The sequence below is a fragment of the Glycomyces sp. NPDC046736 genome (assembly GCF_040645615.1).
Lineage (GTDB): Bacteria > Actinomycetota > Actinomycetes > Mycobacteriales > Micromonosporaceae > Glycomyces.
The window spans coordinates 170,983-190,186 of record NZ_JBEYYO010000005.1 but is presented as its reverse complement, the minus strand read 5'-3'; the positions used below and the strand labels follow the sequence as shown (position 1 = coordinate 190,186).

Below are 19,204 nucleotides of genomic sequence, written 5' to 3'. Positions count from 1 at the left end.
TCAACTCCGGCCCGGACCCGTCGCACAGACTGTGCGAGTTCCGGCGGCGTCGGCCGTGCGTATGGGGCCTGCGCGAACGATCGGTGGGGAAGGAGTCGCGTGCGGTGAAGGGGGGAAAGGGGCGAAGCGGACGGCACCGTGCGTGCTCGTGCCGCTCCGTCGCGTACGGCCCGGGCAGGTCCCCGCGCCGCTCGTCAGGGCTCACCCGTGTGGGGTTGCCCGGCTGGACCAAGCGGTCGGATTTACCGGCCGATCAGCCGAATACCGCATACGCATGTGTCCGAAAGATCAGTGTATCTTGGGATTCGCCCCGTAAGACGGTGCCCTACGGACCGGGCTTCAGTACTCCAGTACGCCCCTGGATTTCGCGGCCCGGATTCGTCATGATGGAATCTGCTGGGCTTCACATGCCGCCCCCGCCGCCCCGGCGGCGGGACGGCAGCCGGCGCATTCCGCCGGCCCGAGACCGAGCCCGGCCCGGCACGGGCCCTTCGGTCTGACACAGAGGACCACCCCAGGAGGCTAGACAAGGTGAGCAAGCGCAGCGCGAGCCATAAGGGTTCAGCGGCTCGTCGAGGACCGCTCGGCCTGCCCCGCATCGCCGACATGCGGATTCGGTCCAAGCTGGGCCTGATCCTGCTCGTGCCCCTCGTGGTGCTGGTGGCCGTCGCGAGCCTCCGCCTCTACGACCTGGCCGACCGCGTGTTCGAATCCGGCGACATGGTGCGCCTGGTGGAGTTCAACTCCGTCACCGCCGACCTCCGCTACGACCTCCAGCACGAGCGGTCCCTCCTCATCACCAACCTCCGCCTCGACGAGGAGGTCCCGCGCGTCGAGGGCATCGACGTCGCCCTGTACGACGACGACGCCGTCAAGGCCCAGCAGGCCGAGACCGACGCCTCCCTCGCCGCGTTCAACGAGAAGGCCGACACCCTCCCCGACCTCTCGGACGACATCGAGAACCGCATCGGCGCCGTGCGCACCAACTACGAGAACCTGCTCCAGATCCGCCTCGCCGCCGACGAGCGCCCCGACCAGGTCTCCATCGACGCCACCTCCCGCGTCTACCAGCGCCTCATCGCCGAACTGGTGACCATCACCGACATCTCCTCGCGCATCGTCAACGACCCCGACATCGCCCGCAACTTCCAGGCCATCGCCGCCGCCACCTCCGTCCTCGAAACCCTCGAGGAAGAGCGCGCGATCGCCATCAACGTCGGCAACGACCGCGAGTTCATCAACAACACGCGCTGGCAGAACTTCATCGCCTACGCCAAGCTCCGCGAGACCGCGGCCGACGACTTCAAGACCGTGGCCAACCGCGACGAGCAGCTCTCGTTCTTCTTCTCCGAGGGCGGTCTCAACACCGAGGCGGCCCAGGCCGCGCTGACGTTCGAGAACGAGACGGTCAACGCCGGTACGAGCAACCCGCTCAAGGTCAACGCCGAGGTCATCGACTCCTACAACGCGATCCTGGAGAACGGGCGCCAGTACATCACCAACGAGTCGAACGAGGTCCTCGAACAGGCCCGCGCCGACCGCGACGCCCAGATCTTCCAGCTGCTGCTCGAAGCGGTGCTGATCCTGGCGGCCTTCGTGGTCGCGACCGTGATCGCCCTGCTCATCGCCCGCAATATGGCGACCGGGCTGCGCCGCCTGCGCGAGGGCGCGCTGGACGTGGCGCACGTGTCGCTGCCGCACGCGGTGGCGCAGATGAGGGACGCCGAGACGATCGGCAACCGGACCCCCGACGAGGTCGCGGCCGAGACCGGCGCGGTCATCGACATCGACCAGAAGGACGAGATCGGGAACGTCGCCCACTCGTTCAACATCGTCCACACCGAGGCGATCCGCATCGCGGCCGAGCAGGCCGCCCTGCGCGCCAACGTCTCCCAGATGTTCATCAACCTGGCGCGCCGCTCCCAGAACCTGGTCGACCGGCTCATCGGCCACCTCGACCACCTCGAGCGCGGCGAGGAGAACCCCGACCGGCTGGCCGAGCTGTTCCAGCTCGACCACCTCGCGACCCGAATGCGCCGCAACGACGAGAACCTCCTGGTGCTCGCCGGTGCGGACTCGACCCGCCAGGAGCGCTACCCGGCCCCGATCGGCGACATCCTCCAGGCCGCCCAGTCCGAGGTCGAGCAGTACACCCGCATCGAGTTCGGCAACCTCGAAGCCGAGCGGGAGATCCGCCCGGCCGCGGTCAACGACCTCGTGCACCTCATCGCCGAGCTCATGGACAACGCGACCGCGTTCTCCCCGCCGGAGTCCCCGGTCGTCGTCGAGGCCGAGCAGATGCGCACGGCCGACTCGCCCCGCGGGGCGATCCGGGTGCGCATCAACGACATCGGCATCGGGATGCCCGCCGCGCAGCTCGAGGACATCAACCGCCAGCTCTCGGAGTCGGCCGACGTCATCGACCTCGCCTCCTCGCGGATGATGGGCCTGGTCGTGGTCGCCCGCCTGGCTACCCGCCACGACGTGCGGGTCGAACTGCGCCCCGGCGACCAGAGGGGCACCGTCGCCGAGGTCATCCTGGGCGACGCGGTCCTGACCGAGGCCCGGCTCCCCGAGCGCGGCCTGCGCTCCGGCGTCGCGCTCGAAGGCGGCTTCGACGGCTTCGGCGGCGGCGACACCGGCGCGCTCCCCAGCGCCCAGCGGGGCGAACTGCTCTCGGGCATGGAGTCCACCGGCGCCCTGCCGCGCGTGCCCGAATCGCCTGAGGGCCTGTTCGACACCGCGCCCCCGGCGAACCCGCAGTCCCCGCCGTTCTCGCCCTCGCAGCCGAGCTGGCAGCCCAGCGCGCCGCCGATGCCTTCGCGGCCTCCGGCACAGCCCAGTCCTGTCGAGCCGGTGACCGGCGAGTACTCGCTCCAGCAGCAGCGCCAGCCCGGCCAGTCGCTTCCGCAGCCGCCGGTCGACGAGGAGCCCGGTTTCATGTTCCGGCCCGGCGGCCTGGCCGACGAGCGCCGCGCCTCCGGCAAGGTCATGGAGGTGACCGGGGAGATCGTCTCCTCCGAGCACGTGGCCCTGCCGAAGATCCAGCTCGAAGCGTTCACGCCCGAGCCCGAGCCGGCCCCGCCGTCGTGGCCCGACGTGGCCGCGGCCGGTCCCGGCGGCGCCACCGAGGCCCCGCGGGCCGCCCGCAAGGACCGCGTGTCGGCGCTCGACGCGACCACGGAGCTGCCGATCTTCCGCGAGGTCGAGTCGGCCTGGTTCAAGGCCGTCACGCCCGCGCCCAAGCCGGTCGAGGACGACGCGTCCCCGGTCGCTCCCGCGTCCGAGCCGACCTCGGTGTCCCCCTTCCGGTCTCCGGTGGAGGCACCTTCGGAGGTGGCGGAGGCACCCGCGCCGCGCTACGCTGACCAGTCAGGTGTGGCCCAGACCCCCGCTCCGGCTAGGGAGGCGGCCCCGACCTCTCCTCCGAAGCCCACGGAAGGCCCGACCACCATGCAGAGCACCCCAGCCGACGAGCCGTCCGGCACGTCGGGTCTGGAACGACGCCGCCTGGCCTCGCCCGAGGCCGAGGGCTCGTCGTACGCGTGGCGCACCGCCGCAGACGACGGCTGGTCGCGAGTGGACGACGCCTTCGCCGAGACCATCGACGAGACGACCACGGCGGGACTTCCGAAACGCCGTCCGATGGAACGCCTGGTTCCCGGTGCGGTCGAGGAGTCGCAGGAGACCGTCAGCGCGCAGAAGCGCAACCCCGAGGGCATTCGGGGCCTGCTGTCGGCCTATCACCGTGGCGTCCAGCGAGGACGTGGCAATGACGGCAACTGAGTCGCTGATCCGCAACACGGCAGACGCTACTAAGGAGCGCAAACGATGAGCACTGGTGGAACCTCGGTCCAAGACCTGGGCTGGCTGCTGGCCGGCTTCGCCGAACGCGTGCCGGGAGTGGCGCACGCCGTGGCGGTCAGCGCCGACGGTCTGCTGCTGGCCTCCTCGCGGGACCTGCCCCGGGACCGGGCCGACCAGCTGTCGGCGGTGACCTCGGGTCTGGTGAGCCTGACCCAGGGCGCCTCGCGGTGCTTCGAGGGCGGCGCGGTCCTCCAGACCGTCGTCGAGATGGACCGCGGCTTCCTGTTCCTGATGTCCATCAGCGACGGTTCCTCGTTCGCGGTGCTGGCCTCGAAGAACTGCGACGTGGGCCAGGTCGGCTACGAGATGGCGCTGCTGGTCGACCGGGTCGGCCAGGCGCTGACGCCTTCGGCCAGAAGCTGACGCGTCCTGTCGCCTGGTGCGCGTTTGGCGCGCGGGTGCGCGGCACGGTAGGCTCCATTCGATGCGGTAAGCCGTACGAGTGGGACGAAACTGAACAACCCCTCCGTCGCTTCCCCAGGCGACGGGCCGGTGCCTCCCCGGGCACGCGGTACACGGATAACTGACAAGACTGCGGCACAAGGATTGTGGGATCTGGGGTCGTGGTTGGAGGTAACAATGGTCCTCGGTGGTGATGAGCCGACCGGCTCACTCGTCAGACCGTACGCGGTCACGCGCGGCCGTACGCGGCCCCAATTGGAGATCGCCCTCGAAGCGCTGGTGGAGACCACCGCGAGAGGCAGGTCCGGGCAGTTCCTCGGCGGCAGGGAGCAGAAGGTGATCGTCGACCTGTGCGGCGGTCGCCTCCAGTCCCTCGCCGAGATCGCCGCACGCATGGAGGTCCCGCTGGGGGTCGCCCGCGTGCTGGTCGCCGACATGGCGGCCGACGGACTGTTGGCAGTGCACGCACCCACCGGCTTCGACGCGGACGGCGCCGACGAGTCGGTCGGAACCGAGCTCCTTGAGCGCGTTCTCAGTGGACTCAGGAGGCTATAGACCCTAATGAACTCACCCGCAGACACCTCTCGTGTGACCTCTGCCAAGATCGTCATCGCCGGCGGCTTCGGCGTCGGCAAGACGACCTTGGTCGGCTCGGTCTCCGAGATCACTCCGTTGACGACCGAGGCGATCATGACCTCCGCCTCGGAGGGCGTCGACGACAACAACCTGGTGCCCGACAAGGCCACCACCACGGTGGCGATGGACTTCGGTCGTATCACCATCGACCAGGACCTGATCCTGTACCTGTTCGGCACGCCCGGCCAGACCCGTTTCTGGTTCATGTGGGACGAACTCGTGCGCGGCGCCATCGGTGCGATCGTGCTGGTCGACACCCGCCGCCTGGCCGACTGCTTCTCGGTGATCGACTTCTTCGAGCACCGCAAGCTCCCTTACCTGGTCGCGGTCAACTGCTTCGACGGCAAGCAGCTCCACGAGGTGCAGGACATCCGCGACGCGCTCCAGATCGCCCCTGAAGTGCCCGTGGTCTACACCGACGCCCGCAACCGCGAGTCCACCAAGCAGGTGCTCATCAAGCTCGTCGAATACGTGCTCTCGATGCGCCGCACCCGCACCGTCGGCGTCCACTAAGTGCCCACATACTGACGCCGAACGTCTAGGCTGACCCAATCCACCTGGACCACACCGAAAGGGGCCCGAAGCGAAAGCTTCGGGCCCCTTCGGCGTGCCCAGAGCACCTCACCTCGCGAAGTCCCAGCTAGAGCGCCTGGCAGGGGTGGCTTAGGCTCGGGGGGAACCCGGATGCTTTGGAGTGTCGAGATGCCCTGGATCGACGTAGACGCTGGGAAGCTGCGCGAGGCGGCCGCCTCGCTGCGGCAGACCACCGGCGAGGTGGACGCCCTCGCCGAGTACGCCCGTGAAGCCGACCCCGACTGGAACACGTGGGGGATCGGCGGGATCCCGTTCGCGGGCCTGTACTTCGGCGTGAGCGAGATGGTCTTCCATCCCGCGCTGAAGGACGCCGCCGAGGCCGTCGAAGGCCTCAGCGCCCGCATCGAGGAGTGCGCCGAGGCCCACGACGGCAACGACGCCGAGATCGCCGCCGAACTGGAGCGCATCGGGAGCGAGCTGGGCGGCGACCGATGACCGACGTCCAAGAGCCCACCTGGAACGACGGGACCCTGCCCTCCCAGACCGGCTACAACGACTGGACCCCCTCGGGGCGCGAGACCTGGGACGCCGTGCGCGGCGCGGGCTCGCGCGGTCCCGGCTCGGACTCGGCGCATTCGGGGCTCCACCAGTGGGCCAACTCGTTCCTGACCGGTTCGGGCAACGACACCCGCCTCAACCGCGCCGGGGACGCCGTCGGCTCCGACGTGCGCGTGACCGGCCGCGACTCGGACGGCCGCCTGCTCTACAACGGCCGCCCCAACCACTCCAACAGCGGCATGAGCATGCTCCAGAGCGCCACCGCCCCGATCACCGCCGGCATGAACACCGCCCGCAACTTCGGCAAGATCGAGGGCCTCAGCGACTGGGACGGCATCGCCACCGCCGTCACCGGCCTGGCCGCCGACGTCAGCTCCGTGATGGACATGGCCAACCAGTACGCGGCCTTCGTCGAACACATCACCGACCCGAAGTTCGACCCGGTGCAGTGGCTCGCCGGGACCGTGATCGACTTCCTGATCCAGCTGTTCCAGCCCCTCGAAGACCTCGTGGGCCTGGTGTCGGGCAACGAGACGCGGATGCGCAAGTCCGCCGAGATGTGGGTCAAGGTCTCCGAAGGCGCGCAGCAGGTCGGCGACTACATCGTCCAGACCGGCGACGCGAGCCTCGCCGACTGGGTCGGCCAGGACGGCGACGCCGCCCGCACCCGGGTGGGCGAGCTCGGCCAGTCCGTCTCGGTCATGGGCTACGTCGCGATCGGCATGAACGCGCTGCTGCTCCAGATGGCCGATTTGGCGAAGATGCTCCGCCAGGACATCGTCGACCTCATCGCCAAGGGCGTCTCGTGGATGCTCACCAACCTGCTCCCGCAGGTCGCCGCCTCGATCGCGACGTTCGGCGCGACGATCGCGACCGCGATCGCCTCCGGCATCGCCCGCGTGGCCTCACTGGTCATGAAGGCCCTCAACTCGATCGCGAAGGTCCTGCGGATCTCCGAGGGCGCCGCGAAGGTCGTGGGGACCATCGCCGAGGTCCTGGAGGCCATCCGCCCGGTCCTGGACTTCCTCAAGAACAACCGCAACAACATCGTCAACGGCGCGCGAATAGCGCAGCAGGCACTGCAATAGGAGAAGGGCCCCGAGGCAACGCCTCGGGGCCCCGCTCACACGACCTTGGGTATCGACCCGGTGTTGGTCAGCGCCTCGTTCAGCAAGGGCCCCACCTGCATCGTGAACTGCCCGAGCTCGTAGCCGAGCTGCTCGCGGTCGCACTGGGACACCGCCAGGAGCGTGAGGCAGATCTGCGGCCCGACCGGGGCCGCCAGCAGCACGCCTTCGGCCATCTCGACGATGACCTGCTGCGCCGGGCCGTGGTCCATCGACCGGCCCGCGCCCTCGCCCATGGACAGCAGGCCCGATCCGATGCCCGCCAACTGGTCGGCGCGTTCCTTGGGGAGCCCGGCCGAGACGGCCAGCGGCAGTCCGTCCACGCTCACCAGCACCGCGTGGGACAGGCCCGGGGTGCGGGCCACGAGGGAGCCGAGCAGCATGCTCAGCGAGCGCTCGTACACACCGAGGTTGGCGCTCATCGGGTTGCCATCCTCTCCGTCCGGTTGTTCAGGCCGGCGCGGGCGCCGCGGGCGCGGCCCCAGCCCTTGAAGTAACCGGCGGTGTTCTGCGCCAGCAGTTCGGGGTCGCGGTCGATCGGCTCGTCGAAGCGGGCCCGCTCGTCGGCCACGACCGCGCCGGGCACGAGGTTCGCCTGCGGCTTGCGCCGCGGCAGTCCCGTGGGGGTCGTGGGCGCCTCGGTCGCGGGGGCCTCGGTGACGTCGCGGGCGGTGCGCCAGCCGTCGTCGCCGGGCAGGTTCCACGACTCGGCTTCGGGCTCTTCGCTCTCGGGGCGCTTGAACCACGCGCTGCGGGCCTGCCCGAAGATCAGGAGCCCGTCGTCGTCTCCGGCGAGGCTCGCCACGTCGACGATGTTGACGTCTTCCTTCGGCTGCCACGGGTGGCGGCGCGGCTCGGGCGCGTCCTGCTGGGGGAGTTCGGCGGGCTGGGACCGGCGGCGGCGGATCGAGCGGGTGCCGGTCTCGGCGTCGACCGGCTGGCGGTCGGCCTCGGGCGGGATCACCTGCGTGGCTTCGAGGTCGGTCTGGACCAGCGAGTGGAGCTGCGAGGCAGGGTCCAGGGCCCGCAGGCTCTGGCGGTCGGGCAGGTCGCCGGGGAGGCGGACGGTGGCGTGCGTGTCCTGGCCGCGCCGCGAGCGCCTCGGAGCGCGCTCTGCGGCCTGCGGGGGAGCGGGAACGGCAGGAGCCGCCGGGGCGGCGGCCTCGGTCCGGGGCCGCTTGGCCTGGATGAGCCCGACGAGCCCTTCCAACGAGCGGTCCCACGCGGCCACGGCCTCGGCCGTCGCCGAGACCGAAGGGGCCACGGACGGGTCGTCGCCGCCGCCGATCTCGCGGATCGCCTCGGTGAGCGCGCCGGCCATCGCGGCCACCTGGCCGGGGTCGGCCACGGTCGCCAGGTCGGCGGCGAGCTCCTCGGTCGAGATCGACTGGAGCGCACCGGGTTGAGGGAGCCGGGTGAGGATCGCGACGGCGTTGGCCTCGCTCGGGTCGTCCCACGCGGCCAGCGCCGCGGGGAAGACCGCGCGCAGGAGGCACGTGAGGGCCTCTGCGGCGTCGTGGCGGGCCCGGGCGGCCGAGGACACGGTGTCGAGGATGGGGCGCAGAGCGTTGATCTCAGGGCGCGGGGCGAAGGGCGGCCCCGCGACTTCGCCGGTGGACAGGCCGCGGGCGACGGCGATGGCGTCGTCGAGCGCGTCCTTGGAGCGGGAGGTGTGCCCCTCGGCGCGGACGACGAGGAGGCCTGCTGCTGCGGCGTACTCGGCGAGCTGCACGACCTCGCCGTCGACGGCCACCGAGACCGACTGGCCCGGGGCCGATCGCGCGAGGAGGCTGACGAGCCGGACCCATCCGCGAGGGTCGTCACCGAACGTGTCGGTGGCGATGAGGCTGCCGCCGGCGGCGACGAGCGCGACCGCGCAGGCGGTGTCGCCGTGGCCGGCTCCGGTTACCTGCTGGTCGGTGGTGATGCCGCAGAACACTTGCACCCGCGGAGCTCCTCTCGTGGGGGTCCGCCCGTGCGGGCGGCGCCCCTGTCGGCGAGGCTTGCGCCCGGCCCGTTTTTACCAGTCCGTTATCAGTTTTCCGCAGAATACTCGGTTCTGCAAGCGGACAGCGAGTGCGGGTTCATCAAGGGCGGGAAGGTCATAGCACACATAACAGTCAATTTTCTGTGGGTCCTGACCTGCTGATTCCCTTGTGGAATAACGCAGTGGTGCCGCCGCATCACTATGCGGCGGCACTCGGATTCGGACTCCGCGGACGAGTCCGCATGGACCGTTCGGCCGAGGTCTCCTTTTAACGCCATTCGACGTGATCGTTGACCTTGGCGATGACCCCGCGCCAGGCGATCGCGGCCTGCTGGGAGTCGTTCTTGCGCAGGCGGCGCTTGGCGAACTTGCCGCGCAGGCCGCCGTCGGCGACCACCCGGAAGGTCTCGTCGAGGTCGTCGAGGGGCGAGCCGGGGGCCAGGGCGCCGATGATGGAGTCGTTGTGGAGGGCGTAGCCCAGGTCGCGGCCGACTTCGGCGGCCTTGATGAGCAGCTCGGGCTCCCACGCGTCGTGCCCGCCGCGCAGGTTGGCCACGACCAGGTCGAGTTCGTAGGTGTCGGCTTCATCACAGGCCACGTCGGCGGCGGTGATGCGCTCCTGGAGCTCGGCGTACTCGTCGATCGCGGCGAGGTCGTGGTCGTCGTTGTCCTTGACGTAGGCCGCGAGCGCCTCGGGCTCGCGGAACAGCAGGAGCTTGCCCTTGCGGGTCAGGAAGACCGGGACCTCTTCGGGCTCGGCGTCGAGGGCGTCCTCGACCTCTTCGAGCTCCTCGGGCTCGTCCTCGAAGTCGGCCGGGTCGGGCTCGGCGGCGTCCTCGTCCTCGGGGACCTGCTCGGCCTGCTCGGTCTTCTTCTTTCCCTTGGCGGCCTTGGGTTCCTCGACCTCTTCGGACTCGGCTTCGACTTCGGGCTCCTCGGACGCGCCCGGCAGCGTGTCCGACATCCGGTAGGCGCGCAGGGTGAAGCCGGAGTCCTTGCCGAGGTGGAGCTCGATCGGGTCGACCCCGGTCTCGTTCCAGAGCTTCTCGGTCTCGGCGCTGCGCTCCGAGCCGTCAGATTCGGCCGCCATGTCGCGTTCCTCCCGTAGGTCGTTGAGGGGTGTCCGCGAACCCCCATGCCGGGAGTTCTCGGACACCCCCTAGCTGGGGAACAGCCTACGACCTCACGTCTGGCCGAGTCGCAACCGGTGTGCGCTTTCCGAAGTGCGCGGGGCGCCGGATGCGCGAACGGGGCCGTTCCAGTTCGGAACGGCCCCGCCGCGAGCGTCAGTAGCCGCCGCCCGCCGCGGCGGCCATTCCGGCCGGGTGCCACACGGTCTTGTAGTCGGTCCACTGGCGCAAGAGGTCGAGCGAGGTGCCCGCCTTGCCCGGGCGGCGGACCACCTTGAGCGTCCCGGCGGCCTCGGCCTCCAGGTCCGCGGCCAGCGCCGCGTCGTCCACGCCGCCAAGGTCGATCCCGTTGACGTCGGCGTGCGACGCCAGATGCGGCATGACCTCGGCGACCTTGCCGCTCAACAGGTTCACCACCCCGCCGGGCACGTCGGAGGTCGCGAGCACTTCGGCGAAGCTCAACGCGGGCAAGGGCTTCGCCTCGCTCGCGAGCACCACCACGGTGTTCCCGGCGGCGATCGCGGGCGCGAGCGCCTCGATCAAACCGAGCAGCGGGTCGCCCTGCGGCGCGGCGATCGCCACCACCCCGAGCGCCTCCGGTTTCGTGTGGTTGAAGTAGGGCCCGGCCACCGGGTTCGCGCCGCCGAGCACCGAGGTGTACTTGTCGGTCCAGCCCGCGTAGTGCACGAGCCGGTCGATCGCCTGCTCGACCGTCCACAGTGACTCGGCCGGTTCGGTCCCGGTCGCGTCGGCGAGTTCCTCTGCGAACTGTCCGGCGCGGCCTTCGAGCATTTCGGCGACCCGGTAGAGGATCTGGCCCCTGAGATACGCGGTCTGTCCGGCCCACGGTTTCTGGGCCTTGCGGGCGGCGGCGACGGCGTCGCGGGCGTCCTTGCGGCTGGCGAGCGCGGCGTTCGCCAGCTCGGTCCCGTCGGGGCTGGCCACCGGGTAGCTCCTTCCGGACTCCGAGCGGGGGAACTTCCCGCCGACGTACAGCTTGTAGGTCTTCTTGACGCGCAGGCGATCAGACATCGAGGTAAGCCTCCAGGCCCTGGCGACCGCCTTCGCGGCCGTAACCGGACTCCTTCAGGCCGCCGAACGGGCTGGCGGCGTCGAACTGGTTGAACGTGTTGGCCCACACCACGCCCGCGCGCAGGCGCTCGGCCGCCCACAGGATCTTCGAGCCCTTCTCGGTCCACACCCCGGCCGACAGCCCGTACGGGGTGTTGTTGGCCTTCGCGATCGCCTCGTCGGGGGTGCGGAAGGTCAGCACCGACAGCACCGGCCCGAAGATCTCCTCCTGGGCGATCCGCATCGACTGCTGGACCCCGGTGAACACGGTGGGACGGAACCAGAACCCCTGCTCGGGCAGGTCGCACGCGGGCTGCCACGGTTCGGCGCCCTCGCCGCGCCCGGCCTCGGTGAGCGATGTGATGCGCTCGAGCTGCTCGGCTGAGTTGATCGCGCCGATGTCGGTGTTCTTGTCGAGCGGGTCGCCGATGCGCAACGTCCCGATGCGGGCCTTGAGGCGCTCGAGGACCTCCTCGGCCACCGACTCCTGCACCAGCAGGCGGGAACCGGCGCAGCACACGTGCCCCTGGTTGAAGAAGATCCCGTTGACGATGCCCTCGACGGCCTGGTCGATCGCCGCGTCGTCGAACACGATGTTCGCGGCCTTGCCGCCCAGTTCGAGCGTGACCTTCTTCTTGGTGCCCGCCACGGCCTTCGCGATGGCCCGGCCCACGGCCGTCGACCCGGTGAACGCGATCTTGTCCACGGCACTGTCGACCAGCGCGGCCCCGGTGGCCCCCGCGCCGGGAAGGATGTTGACCACGCCCGCGGGCAGGTCGGCCTCCTGGCACAGCTCGGCGAACATGAGCGCGGTCAGCGGCGTGGTCTCGGCGGGCTTGAGCACCACGGTGTTCCCGCACGCGAGCGCGGGCGCGATCTTCCACGCCAGCATGAGCAGCGGGAAGTTCCAGGGGATCACCTGGCCCACGACGCCCAGCGGCTTCGGATCCGGCCCGAGCCCGGCGTAGTCGAGCTTGTCGGCCCAGCCCGCGTGGTAGAAGAAGTGCTGCGCCGCGGTCGGCACGTCGAAGTCGCGGGTCTCCTTGATGGGCTTGCCGTTGTCGAGCGACTCGGCCACAGCGAACTCGCGGGCCTTCTCCTGGAGGAGCCGGGCGATCCGGAACAGGTACTTGCCCCGCTCGGCCCCGCTCATGGGGCCCCACACGTTCTCGTAGGCGGCTCGCGCGGCCGCGACGGCCTTCGCCACGTCGGCCTCCCCGGCCTCGGCCACGGTGAACAGGACCGCTTCGGAGGCGGGGTTGACGGACTTGAACACGTCCTGGCCGTCGACGAACTCGCCGTCGATGAACAGCCCGTAGTGCTCTTTGATCTGGGGCCGCACCGACTCGGGCGCGGGAGCGTACTCGAACATCGCTTAGTCCACCGTCACGTAGTCGGGGCCGGAGTAGTGGCCGGTCTTGAGTTTCTGGCGCTGCATGAGCAGGTCGTTGAGGAGGCTGGACGCGCCGAAGCGGAACCATTCATTGGAGAGCCAGTCGTCGCCGAGGATCTCGTTGACGCACACCAGGTACTTGATGGCGTCCTTGGTGTTGCGGATCCCGCCTGCGGGTTTGACGCCGACCTGGACGCCGGTCGCGGCGCGGAAGTCGCGCACGGCCTGCATCATCAGCAGCGTGACCGGCAGGGTCGCGTTGACGCCGACCTTGCCGGTGGAGGTCTTGATGAAGTCGGCCCCGGCGTGCATCGCCAGCCAGGACGCGCGGCGCACGTCGTCGTAGGTCACCAGTTCACCGGTCTCCAGGATGACCTTGAGGCGGGCCTCGCCGCTGGCGACCTTGACGGCCTTGATCTCGCCGTAGACCTTCTCCAGGTCCCCGGCCAGAAAAGCGCCGCGGTTGATGACCATGTCGATCTCGTCGGCTCCGGCCCGCACGGCGGCCTCGGTGTCGGCCAGGCGCACCTCCAGCGGGACCTGCCCGGCGGGGAACCCGGTCGCGACCGAGGCGACCTTGACGCCCGAGCCCTTCACGGCTTCGGCGGCGGTGGCCACCATCGACGGGTACACGCAGACCGCGGCGGTGGCGGGCGCGTCGCCGTCGGGGCGCATGGCCTTGGCCGCGAGCGACCTGACCTTGCCGGGCGTGTCCGCCCCTTCGAGGGTGGTCAGGTCGATCATGCTGATGGCCAGGTCGATGGCCTTCGCCTTCGACTCCTTCTTGACCGAGCGAGTGCTCAAACCCGCCGCCCGCGCCTCGAGCCCGACCGCGTCGACCCCCGGCAGACCTCGAACCAGCGCGACGGCCTCAGCGCCGCTCAAAATTGATCCCATGACCCGATGGTATCCAAACTCATGTTGCCTGCGCTTGCGGCTCGCGACCAAGGTGAGGGGCCTTTACCCCGCGGCCCCGGGCGGACGATGGTGACCAGCTCACATTAGCTCGGCGAACAGGGCGTTAAGGTTGGTAACCGTGGATGTCAAGATCGTCGAACACCCGCTCGCCGCCGAGAGGCTCACCGCCATGCGCGACGAGCGCTCGGACTCGCCGAGGTTCCGGGCCGCCCTGCACGAGCTCACCATGATGCTCGTCTACGAGGCCACCCGCGAGGTGGCCGTGACCGAATACGAGATCAGGACCCCGGTGGCCGCGGCCAAGGGCTTCCGGCTGGGGAACCCGCCGGTGCTCGTCCCGGTCCTGCGGGCCGGGCTCGGCATGGCCGACGCCGCGCAGTCGATGATCCCCGACGCCTCGATGGGCTTCGTGGGCCTGGCCCGCGACGAGGAGACGCACGAGCCGTACGCTTACATGGAGTCCCTCCCCGACGACCTCACCGGCCGCCACGTCATCGTTCTCGACCCCATGGTCGCCACCGGCGGCTCGCTCCTGCGCTGCTGCGAGATGATCGCCGCCCGCGGCTGCACCGACATCGACCTCATCAGCGTCCTGTGCGCCCCCGACGGCATCGAAAAGCTCTCGTCTTCAGGCCTGAGCCTGCGCATGACCACCGCCGCGGTCGACCCCCAACTCGACGCCAAGGCCTACATCGTCCCCGGCCTAGGCGACGCCGGAGACCGCCAATTCGGCGCCTACCGCCGCTTCTGACCGAAACGAACGGGGCCAGGCGCTGCGCGCCCGGCCCCTCATCTGTCTCGATCTGGACTGACAAGGTCGCAGAGGCGTTCGACGCGGGCCTGCTGCTCCGCGCGAACCTCCTCAATCGCGGTGAGAACGTCGTCGGCGGTGATGCCACTGCCACTTGCGATCTCACGGCACCGCGCGATGAGAGCCCGGTCGATCGGCTGTCCGCGGTGACTGAACCCTCGATTCATGTGTTCGGTAGCTCGATGACGTTCACGCCGGGGAGACCGCCGAAGCAGGCTTTGCGGTCGAACGTGACCAGGACCCGGCTGGTCGCGAGTGCCGTCGCGGCGATCATGAGATCGAGCTCGCCTCGGGGAGTTCCCGTTCGGCGGCAGTGCGCTTTGAGGTCGGCGTGGAACTCCGTCACTTCGACCGTGTAGTCCGCCAACGAGCAGTTGAGGAGCACATGTTCGATAGAGGCGGTCCGGCGGGCGCGCTTTTCGGGTGGTGAGAGTTTCACACCGAGTTTCAGTTCTGTCAGCGTCACGGTGGCGACTGCGACGTCATCGTCGACGAGCATGAACGCTGCTGGGTCGATCTTGTGGCGTTCGATGGCGATGACAACGCCGGTGTCCCAGATCAGTCTTCTTCCCACGGGTCCTTGACCACCACTGGCTTGTTCATCTCGTTGTGAATCTCTTCGAGCAGGTCGCCAAATTCAGGGTCCGGCTCGTGGTTCTTGTAAGCGTCGATGATGGCGCCGCCGTTCGCGCGGTGCGGCGGCGTGATCGTCGCGACGTGGACGCCGCCGCGCATCACTTCGAAGACCTCGCCGCGGCTCGAGGCATCCAGGATCGCCGAGAACCGCCGCGCGGCCTCCGTTGCGGTGATGGCAGTCATAGTTATCATATTATCTGTTTTATCAGGTGAATCAAGCGAATCGTGGAAGCGACACGCTCTCGCAAAAGTGGCCGGGCGCACAGCGCCCGGCCACTTCTCCTTGCGTGCTTAGTGGGGGACTCCTAGGATCGCGGCCACTTCGGCTTTCAAGGCCTCGACGCTCGCGCGGGCTCGTTCCCTCGCGCCCTGGAGGTCGCCTCCGACGTCTTCTCGGACTTCGAGGTAGGCCTTGAGCTTGGGTTCGGTGCCGCTGGGGCGGGCCACGACCCGTGCGTTCGCGGTCGTGATCGTCACGACGTCGGCGTCGGGGAGGCGGTCGAGGTAGTCGGTGACCGGCTCGTCCAGCAGCGAGGTCGGGCGGCTGGCGCGCAGGCGCTTCATGCACGCGTCGATCTCGGAGAGGTCCTCGACCCGGACCGAGAGCTGCCCGGTCTCGTAGACGCCGAACTCCTCGGCGAGCTCGTCGAGGCGGTCCTGAAGGGTTGCCATGCGCGCGGCCTGGCCGGCGGCGATCTCGGCGACCACGAGCGAGGCCGAGATACCGTCCTTGTCCCTCAGGTACTCGGGCGCGACGCAGTAGCCGAGCGCCTCTTCGAACGCGAACGCCAGGTCACCGCTGGTGCGCGCGAGCCACTTGAACCCGGTCAGGGTCTCCATGTAGCCGAAGCCGCGCTTGTCGCACATCGCCTTGAGCTGCGTGGTGGACACGATCGTGGTCGCGTACGTGCCCTGGTGGCCCTTGCGCATCCAGTGGTCGGCCAGGAGTACCCCGACCTCGTTGCCCGAGAGCTGGCGCCACGTGCCGCCTTCGACCGGGACGGCCACCGAGCAGCGGTCGGCGTCGGGGTCCAGGGCCAGCGCCACGTCGGCGCCCTCTTCGACCGCGAGGGCCGTGAGCAGGTCGATCGCGCCGGGCTCTTCGGGGTTGGGGAAGGCCACGGTCGGGAAGTCCGCGTCGGGTTCGGCCTGCTCGCTCACCAGGGTCGGGGCCGCGAATCCGGCTTTCTCCATGGCCCGCACCAGGGTCTGTCCGCCGACGCCGTGCATCGGGGTGGCCACGGAGGCGAGGCGCTTGGGGTCGTCGGGGTCGACCACGGAGGCGATCGAGGCGAGGTATTCGTCCACGACGGTGCCGTCGAGGGTCTCGCCCTCGTCGCCGAGGGGGATCTCCGAGAGCGGGCCGAGTGCTTCGATGGCCGCTTCGATCTCGGTGTCGGCGGGCGGGACGATCTGGGCTCCCGCGCCGAGGTCGCCGCCGAGTTCGCGCCCGAGGTAGACCTTGTAGCCGTTGTCCTGGGGCGGGTTGTGGCTGGCGGTGACCTGGACGGCGGCCGCGGCGTCGAGGTGGGTCACGGCGAACGCGGTGGCCGGGGTCGGGAGCGGTCCGGGCATGAGGAGCGCGCCGCGGCCCGAGCCGGTGACGACGCGGGCGGTCTCGATCGCGAAGTCGCGGCTGCCGTGCCGGGCGTCGTAGCCGATGACGACGGGCCCGGTGGCGCCTTTGGCGTCGAGCCAGTTCGCGAGTCCGGCGGCGGCGGCGCGGACCACGGCGAGGTTCATGCCGTTGGGTCCGGCCCGCAGGGGCCCGCGCAGTCCGGCGGTGCCGAACTTGAGGCGCCCGGCGAAGCGGTCGGCGAGCTCCTCGGCCGTGGCGGGGAGCGCGTCGAGGAGGCGGTAGAGCTCGTCGCGGGCGGCCTTGTCGGGGTCGTCGGTGATCCATTGCAGCGCGGTGGCGCGCAGCGCGTCCAGATTGGTGTGAGCAGACTCCGTCATGTGGAAATGGTCGCATATCCGCCGCAGGCGGGGCCGCCGTTGCGGTCGGTGTGGCCTCAGCCGGTGGCGAACGAAGCCAGGGCTTCGGTGTAGACCGCCTGTGATAGCTCCCAGGCGTCGGCGTTCCCGGCGATGAACACGCCGTACTCGGTGCCGTCCTCGGCCTCCACGATGGCCCAGATGGAGTGGCGGTCGGCGCCGACGTCGTCGGTGTTGGTGCCGGTGTACTCCAGGACCGTGCCGGTCATGCCCCCGAATTCGACGGGCTCCAGGCGGGTCTGCTCGAGGTCGGTCATCTCCCCGGGCAGGCCGCTCCAGTAGTTCTCCAAGAAGGCCTGCGGCCCTTCGGGGGCCCAGTCGGATCCGGAGTAGAACCGGACCCATTGGCTGTCGTCGTCGGGGTTGTAGTACGACTCGAACGCGTCGCCGGCGGTGCCTTCGCCCCAGTTCGACGGGTAGTTCGCGGTGAATCCGCCGCCTTCGTGGACGGCGGTCTCGAACGGGGCCTCGGGCGGCGGTTGCTCCTCGTCGTCGCCCGGCGGCGGCTCCTCGCCTTCGCCGGTGGTCTGCTCCCCTTGGGGCGCTTCGCCTCCCGAGCCCTCGTCGCCGGTGACGAGCTTGTACCCGCCCCAGATGAGGACCAGCGCCAAGAGCGCGCAGACGACCCAGATGGCGGGCCGGGACCGGCTCGGTTCGGGCTCGGGTTCGGCCTCGCGCTCCCTGGGCGGGGCGACTTCGCGGTAGCCGCTGGTCTGCCCGCCCGCGCCACCGCGGTAGGGCGGCGAGGGGGTCTGGGCCCCGCCGGGGCCGGCGAGCGGCCCGGCCAGGAGCGCGGCGAGTTCGTCGCGCACGTCGGGCAGCGCGGCCCGCTGGTGCGGTTCCTTGGCGAGCATGCCGCCGAGCAGCGGGGTCAGCGGCCCGGCGTGGCGGGGGTTCTCGGGGGGTTCTTGGACGACGGCGCGCATGGTCGAGACCGCGTCGCCGCGGTCGAAGGGCGGGCGGCCCTCGACGGCCGCGTACAGGGTCACGCCGAGGCTGAACACGTCGCTGGCCGGTTCGGCCGGGTGGCCCACGGCCCGTTCGGGCGCGATGTAGTGCGCCGAGCCGAGGACCTTCCCGGGGGTGGTGCCGCCGGAGACCTGGTGCATCTGGGCGGCGCCGAAGTCGGAGAGGACGCAGCGCCCGTCGGTGGAGATGAGCACGTTGCCGGGTTTGACGTCGCGGTGGATGATCCCGGCGTCGTGCGCGGCCTGGAGCGCCCCGGTGAGCGCGAGGCCGATCTTGGCGGCCACGCGAGGCGACAGCGGCCCGTCCTGGGTGAGGATCTCGGCGAGGCTCCTCGCCTGGAGCAGCTCCATCACGATCCAGGGGAGCCCGGCGTGCTCGACCACGTCGAACACGCGGATCACCGACGGGTGCGAGAGCCCGGCGGCGATCTGGGCTTCGCGCCGGGACCGCTCGATGAGTTGCACGCGCTCTGCCGGGGGCAGGTCCGGGGGCAGGAACACCTCTTTGAGGCCCACTTCGCGGCGCAGGACCATGTCGGTGGCGCGCCACACCGAGCCGTTGCCGCCCTTGCCGACGAGGTCGACGAGCTGGTAGCGCTCGGCCACGAGGTCGCCGGGCCCGGCCCGGTGGCCCCCCGACCCGAGGTCGCGCCGCGGCTGGCCGGGCTGCTCGCCGCCCACGGCGAAGCTCTGCCCGAGGTTCCCGTAGTTGCCGTAGGAGGAGCTGTTGCGGTAGGAGGAGTCGCCGTAGGAGTCGCCGCCGTACGCGTCCCGGTTGTAACCGGACCGGTACGAACCGGAGTCGCCGCCGGGGCCCTCCGGGCCGGTGAACCGGGCCCCGAACGAGGGCGCGTTCGCACCGCCCCGCGGCTCCGATCCATAAGGGGCACTGGAGAACCCGTGCGCGCCTTGGGTCTCGGGCGGTTGCCGCGGAGGGGGCACCGCACCGGAGCGGGGGTCCTCATATGCGCCGGGACCACCGCGACCGTAGTCAGATGAATACGTCATTCGGCCACTCCTCGCAGGGATCCCCACTAGTCTGCCGCGTCCCGGCCACCGACTCGGTACCGGGATCGCCTACGGCTCGCAACGGCCTCCTCGACCGGGCTCGTAAAGCCCAGCCGACGCGGTCGTAAACGGAATCGGAACCGGGAATCGGCGGCGCCCGCGC

General features: G+C 70.2%; 17 protein-coding genes. 7 read left to right on the top strand and 10 right to left on the bottom strand.

What is annotated here, in order from left to right; all coding sequences use genetic code 11:
- Nucleotides 1-606: 606 nt before the first annotated feature.
- The 6 genes from AB0B28_RS07795 (at nt 607) to AB0B28_RS07770 (ending at nt 7,085) form a co-directional block, all read left to right on the top strand.
- The gene (locus tag AB0B28_RS07795) at nt 607-3,786 is read left to right on the top strand and encodes a nitrate- and nitrite sensing domain-containing protein (RefSeq protein ID WP_360118265.1); all 3,180 of its coding nucleotides are present in this window, start codon (nt 607-609) and stop codon (nt 3,784-3,786) included.
- A 45-nt stretch (nt 3,787-3,831) separates the two neighbouring features.
- Nucleotides 3,832-4,230 carry a roadblock/LC7 domain-containing protein gene (locus AB0B28_RS07790; RefSeq protein WP_030161947.1) on the top strand — a complete coding sequence of 133 codons (399 nt, stop codon included), beginning with the start codon at nt 3,832-3,834 and terminating at the stop codon, nt 4,228-4,230.
- 216 nt (nt 4,231-4,446) lie between these two features.
- The gene (locus AB0B28_RS07785; protein ID WP_136527690.1) at nt 4,447-4,824 is read left to right on the top strand and encodes a DUF742 domain-containing protein; all 378 of its coding nucleotides are present in this window, start codon (nt 4,447-4,449) and stop codon (nt 4,822-4,824) included.
- Nucleotides 4,825-4,830: 6 nt separating this feature from the next.
- Nucleotides 4,831-5,418, top strand: coding sequence for an ATP/GTP-binding protein (locus tag AB0B28_RS07780; RefSeq protein WP_136527691.1), 588 nt, complete (start codon nt 4,831-4,833; stop codon nt 5,416-5,418).
- Nucleotides 5,419-5,607: 189 nt separating this feature from the next.
- On the top strand, nt 5,608-5,934 hold the full coding sequence (locus AB0B28_RS07775; protein WP_360118260.1) for a type VII secretion target: 327 nt from the start codon (nt 5,608-5,610) through the stop codon (nt 5,932-5,934).
- Nucleotides 5,931-7,085, top strand: a complete 1,155-nt coding sequence (locus tag AB0B28_RS07770; RefSeq protein WP_360118257.1) for a hypothetical protein — start codon at nt 5,931-5,933, stop codon at nt 7,083-7,085. Before AB0B28_RS07775 ends, AB0B28_RS07770 begins: the two co-directional genes overlap by 4 nt.
- A 35-nt stretch (nt 7,086-7,120) precedes the next feature.
- Here AB0B28_RS07770 and AB0B28_RS07765 read toward each other — a convergent pair whose 3' ends face one another.
- The 6 genes from AB0B28_RS07765 to deoC all read right to left on the bottom strand — a co-directional run bounded on the left by AB0B28_RS07765 (nt 7,121) and on the right by deoC (nt 13,602).
- Entirely contained in the window at nt 7,121-7,546 is a 426-nt protein-coding gene (locus AB0B28_RS07765) for a roadblock/LC7 domain-containing protein (RefSeq protein ID WP_360118255.1), read from the bottom strand.
- Nucleotides 7,543-9,069, bottom strand: a complete 1,527-nt coding sequence (locus AB0B28_RS07760) for a hypothetical protein (RefSeq protein ID WP_360118252.1) — start codon at nt 9,067-9,069, stop codon at nt 7,543-7,545. The genes AB0B28_RS07765 and AB0B28_RS07760 overlap by 4 nt, the downstream gene beginning before the upstream one ends.
- A gap of 310 nt (nt 9,070-9,379) precedes the next feature.
- Nucleotides 9,380-10,201 carry a DNA primase gene (locus tag AB0B28_RS07755; protein ID WP_360118249.1) on the bottom strand — a complete coding sequence of 274 codons (822 nt, stop codon included), beginning with the start codon at nt 10,199-10,201 and terminating at the stop codon, nt 9,380-9,382.
- A 196-nt stretch (nt 10,202-10,397) separates the two neighbouring features.
- Nucleotides 10,398-11,273, bottom strand: coding sequence for an aldehyde dehydrogenase family protein (locus AB0B28_RS07750; RefSeq protein WP_360118246.1), 876 nt, complete (start codon nt 11,271-11,273; stop codon nt 10,398-10,400).
- A complete protein-coding gene (locus tag AB0B28_RS07745) occupies nt 11,266-12,684 on the bottom strand; it encodes an aldehyde dehydrogenase family protein (protein ID WP_360118243.1) in 1,419 nt (472 codons plus the stop codon). Before AB0B28_RS07745 ends, AB0B28_RS07750 begins: the two co-directional genes overlap by 8 nt.
- Nucleotides 12,685-12,687: 3 nt before the next feature.
- The gene (deoC, locus tag AB0B28_RS07740; RefSeq protein WP_360118240.1) at nt 12,688-13,602 is read right to left on the bottom strand and encodes a deoxyribose-phosphate aldolase; all 915 of its coding nucleotides are present in this window, start codon (nt 13,600-13,602) and stop codon (nt 12,688-12,690) included.
- Between the two features lie 139 nt (nt 13,603-13,741).
- On the opposite strand from deoC, the gene upp reads away from it, so the two are divergent.
- The gene (upp, locus tag AB0B28_RS07735; protein WP_360118237.1) at nt 13,742-14,374 is read left to right on the top strand and encodes a uracil phosphoribosyltransferase; all 633 of its coding nucleotides are present in this window, start codon (nt 13,742-13,744) and stop codon (nt 14,372-14,374) included.
- Nucleotides 14,375-14,597: 223 nt separating this feature from the next.
- Here the strand turns inward: upp and AB0B28_RS07730 are convergent, their stop codons facing one another.
- From AB0B28_RS07730 to AB0B28_RS07715, 4 genes are all read right to left on the bottom strand, one after another.
- Complete coding sequence (locus AB0B28_RS07730) at nt 14,598-15,008, bottom strand: PIN domain-containing protein (RefSeq protein WP_360118234.1); 411 nt, start codon at nt 15,006-15,008, stop codon at nt 14,598-14,600.
- The gene (locus AB0B28_RS07725; RefSeq protein ID WP_360118231.1) at nt 14,993-15,253 is read right to left on the bottom strand and encodes a hypothetical protein; all 261 of its coding nucleotides are present in this window, start codon (nt 15,251-15,253) and stop codon (nt 14,993-14,995) included. Before AB0B28_RS07725 ends, AB0B28_RS07730 begins: the two co-directional genes overlap by 16 nt.
- Before the next feature lie 108 nt (nt 15,254-15,361).
- Entirely contained in the window at nt 15,362-17,026 is a 1,665-nt protein-coding gene (locus tag AB0B28_RS07720) for a phospho-sugar mutase (protein ID WP_360118228.1), read from the bottom strand.
- Nucleotides 17,027-17,082: 56 nt separating this feature from the next.
- On the bottom strand, nt 17,083-19,041 hold the full coding sequence (locus AB0B28_RS07715) for a serine/threonine-protein kinase (protein WP_360118226.1): 1,959 nt from the start codon (nt 19,039-19,041) through the stop codon (nt 17,083-17,085).
- Nucleotides 19,042-19,204 lie beyond the last annotated feature (163 nt).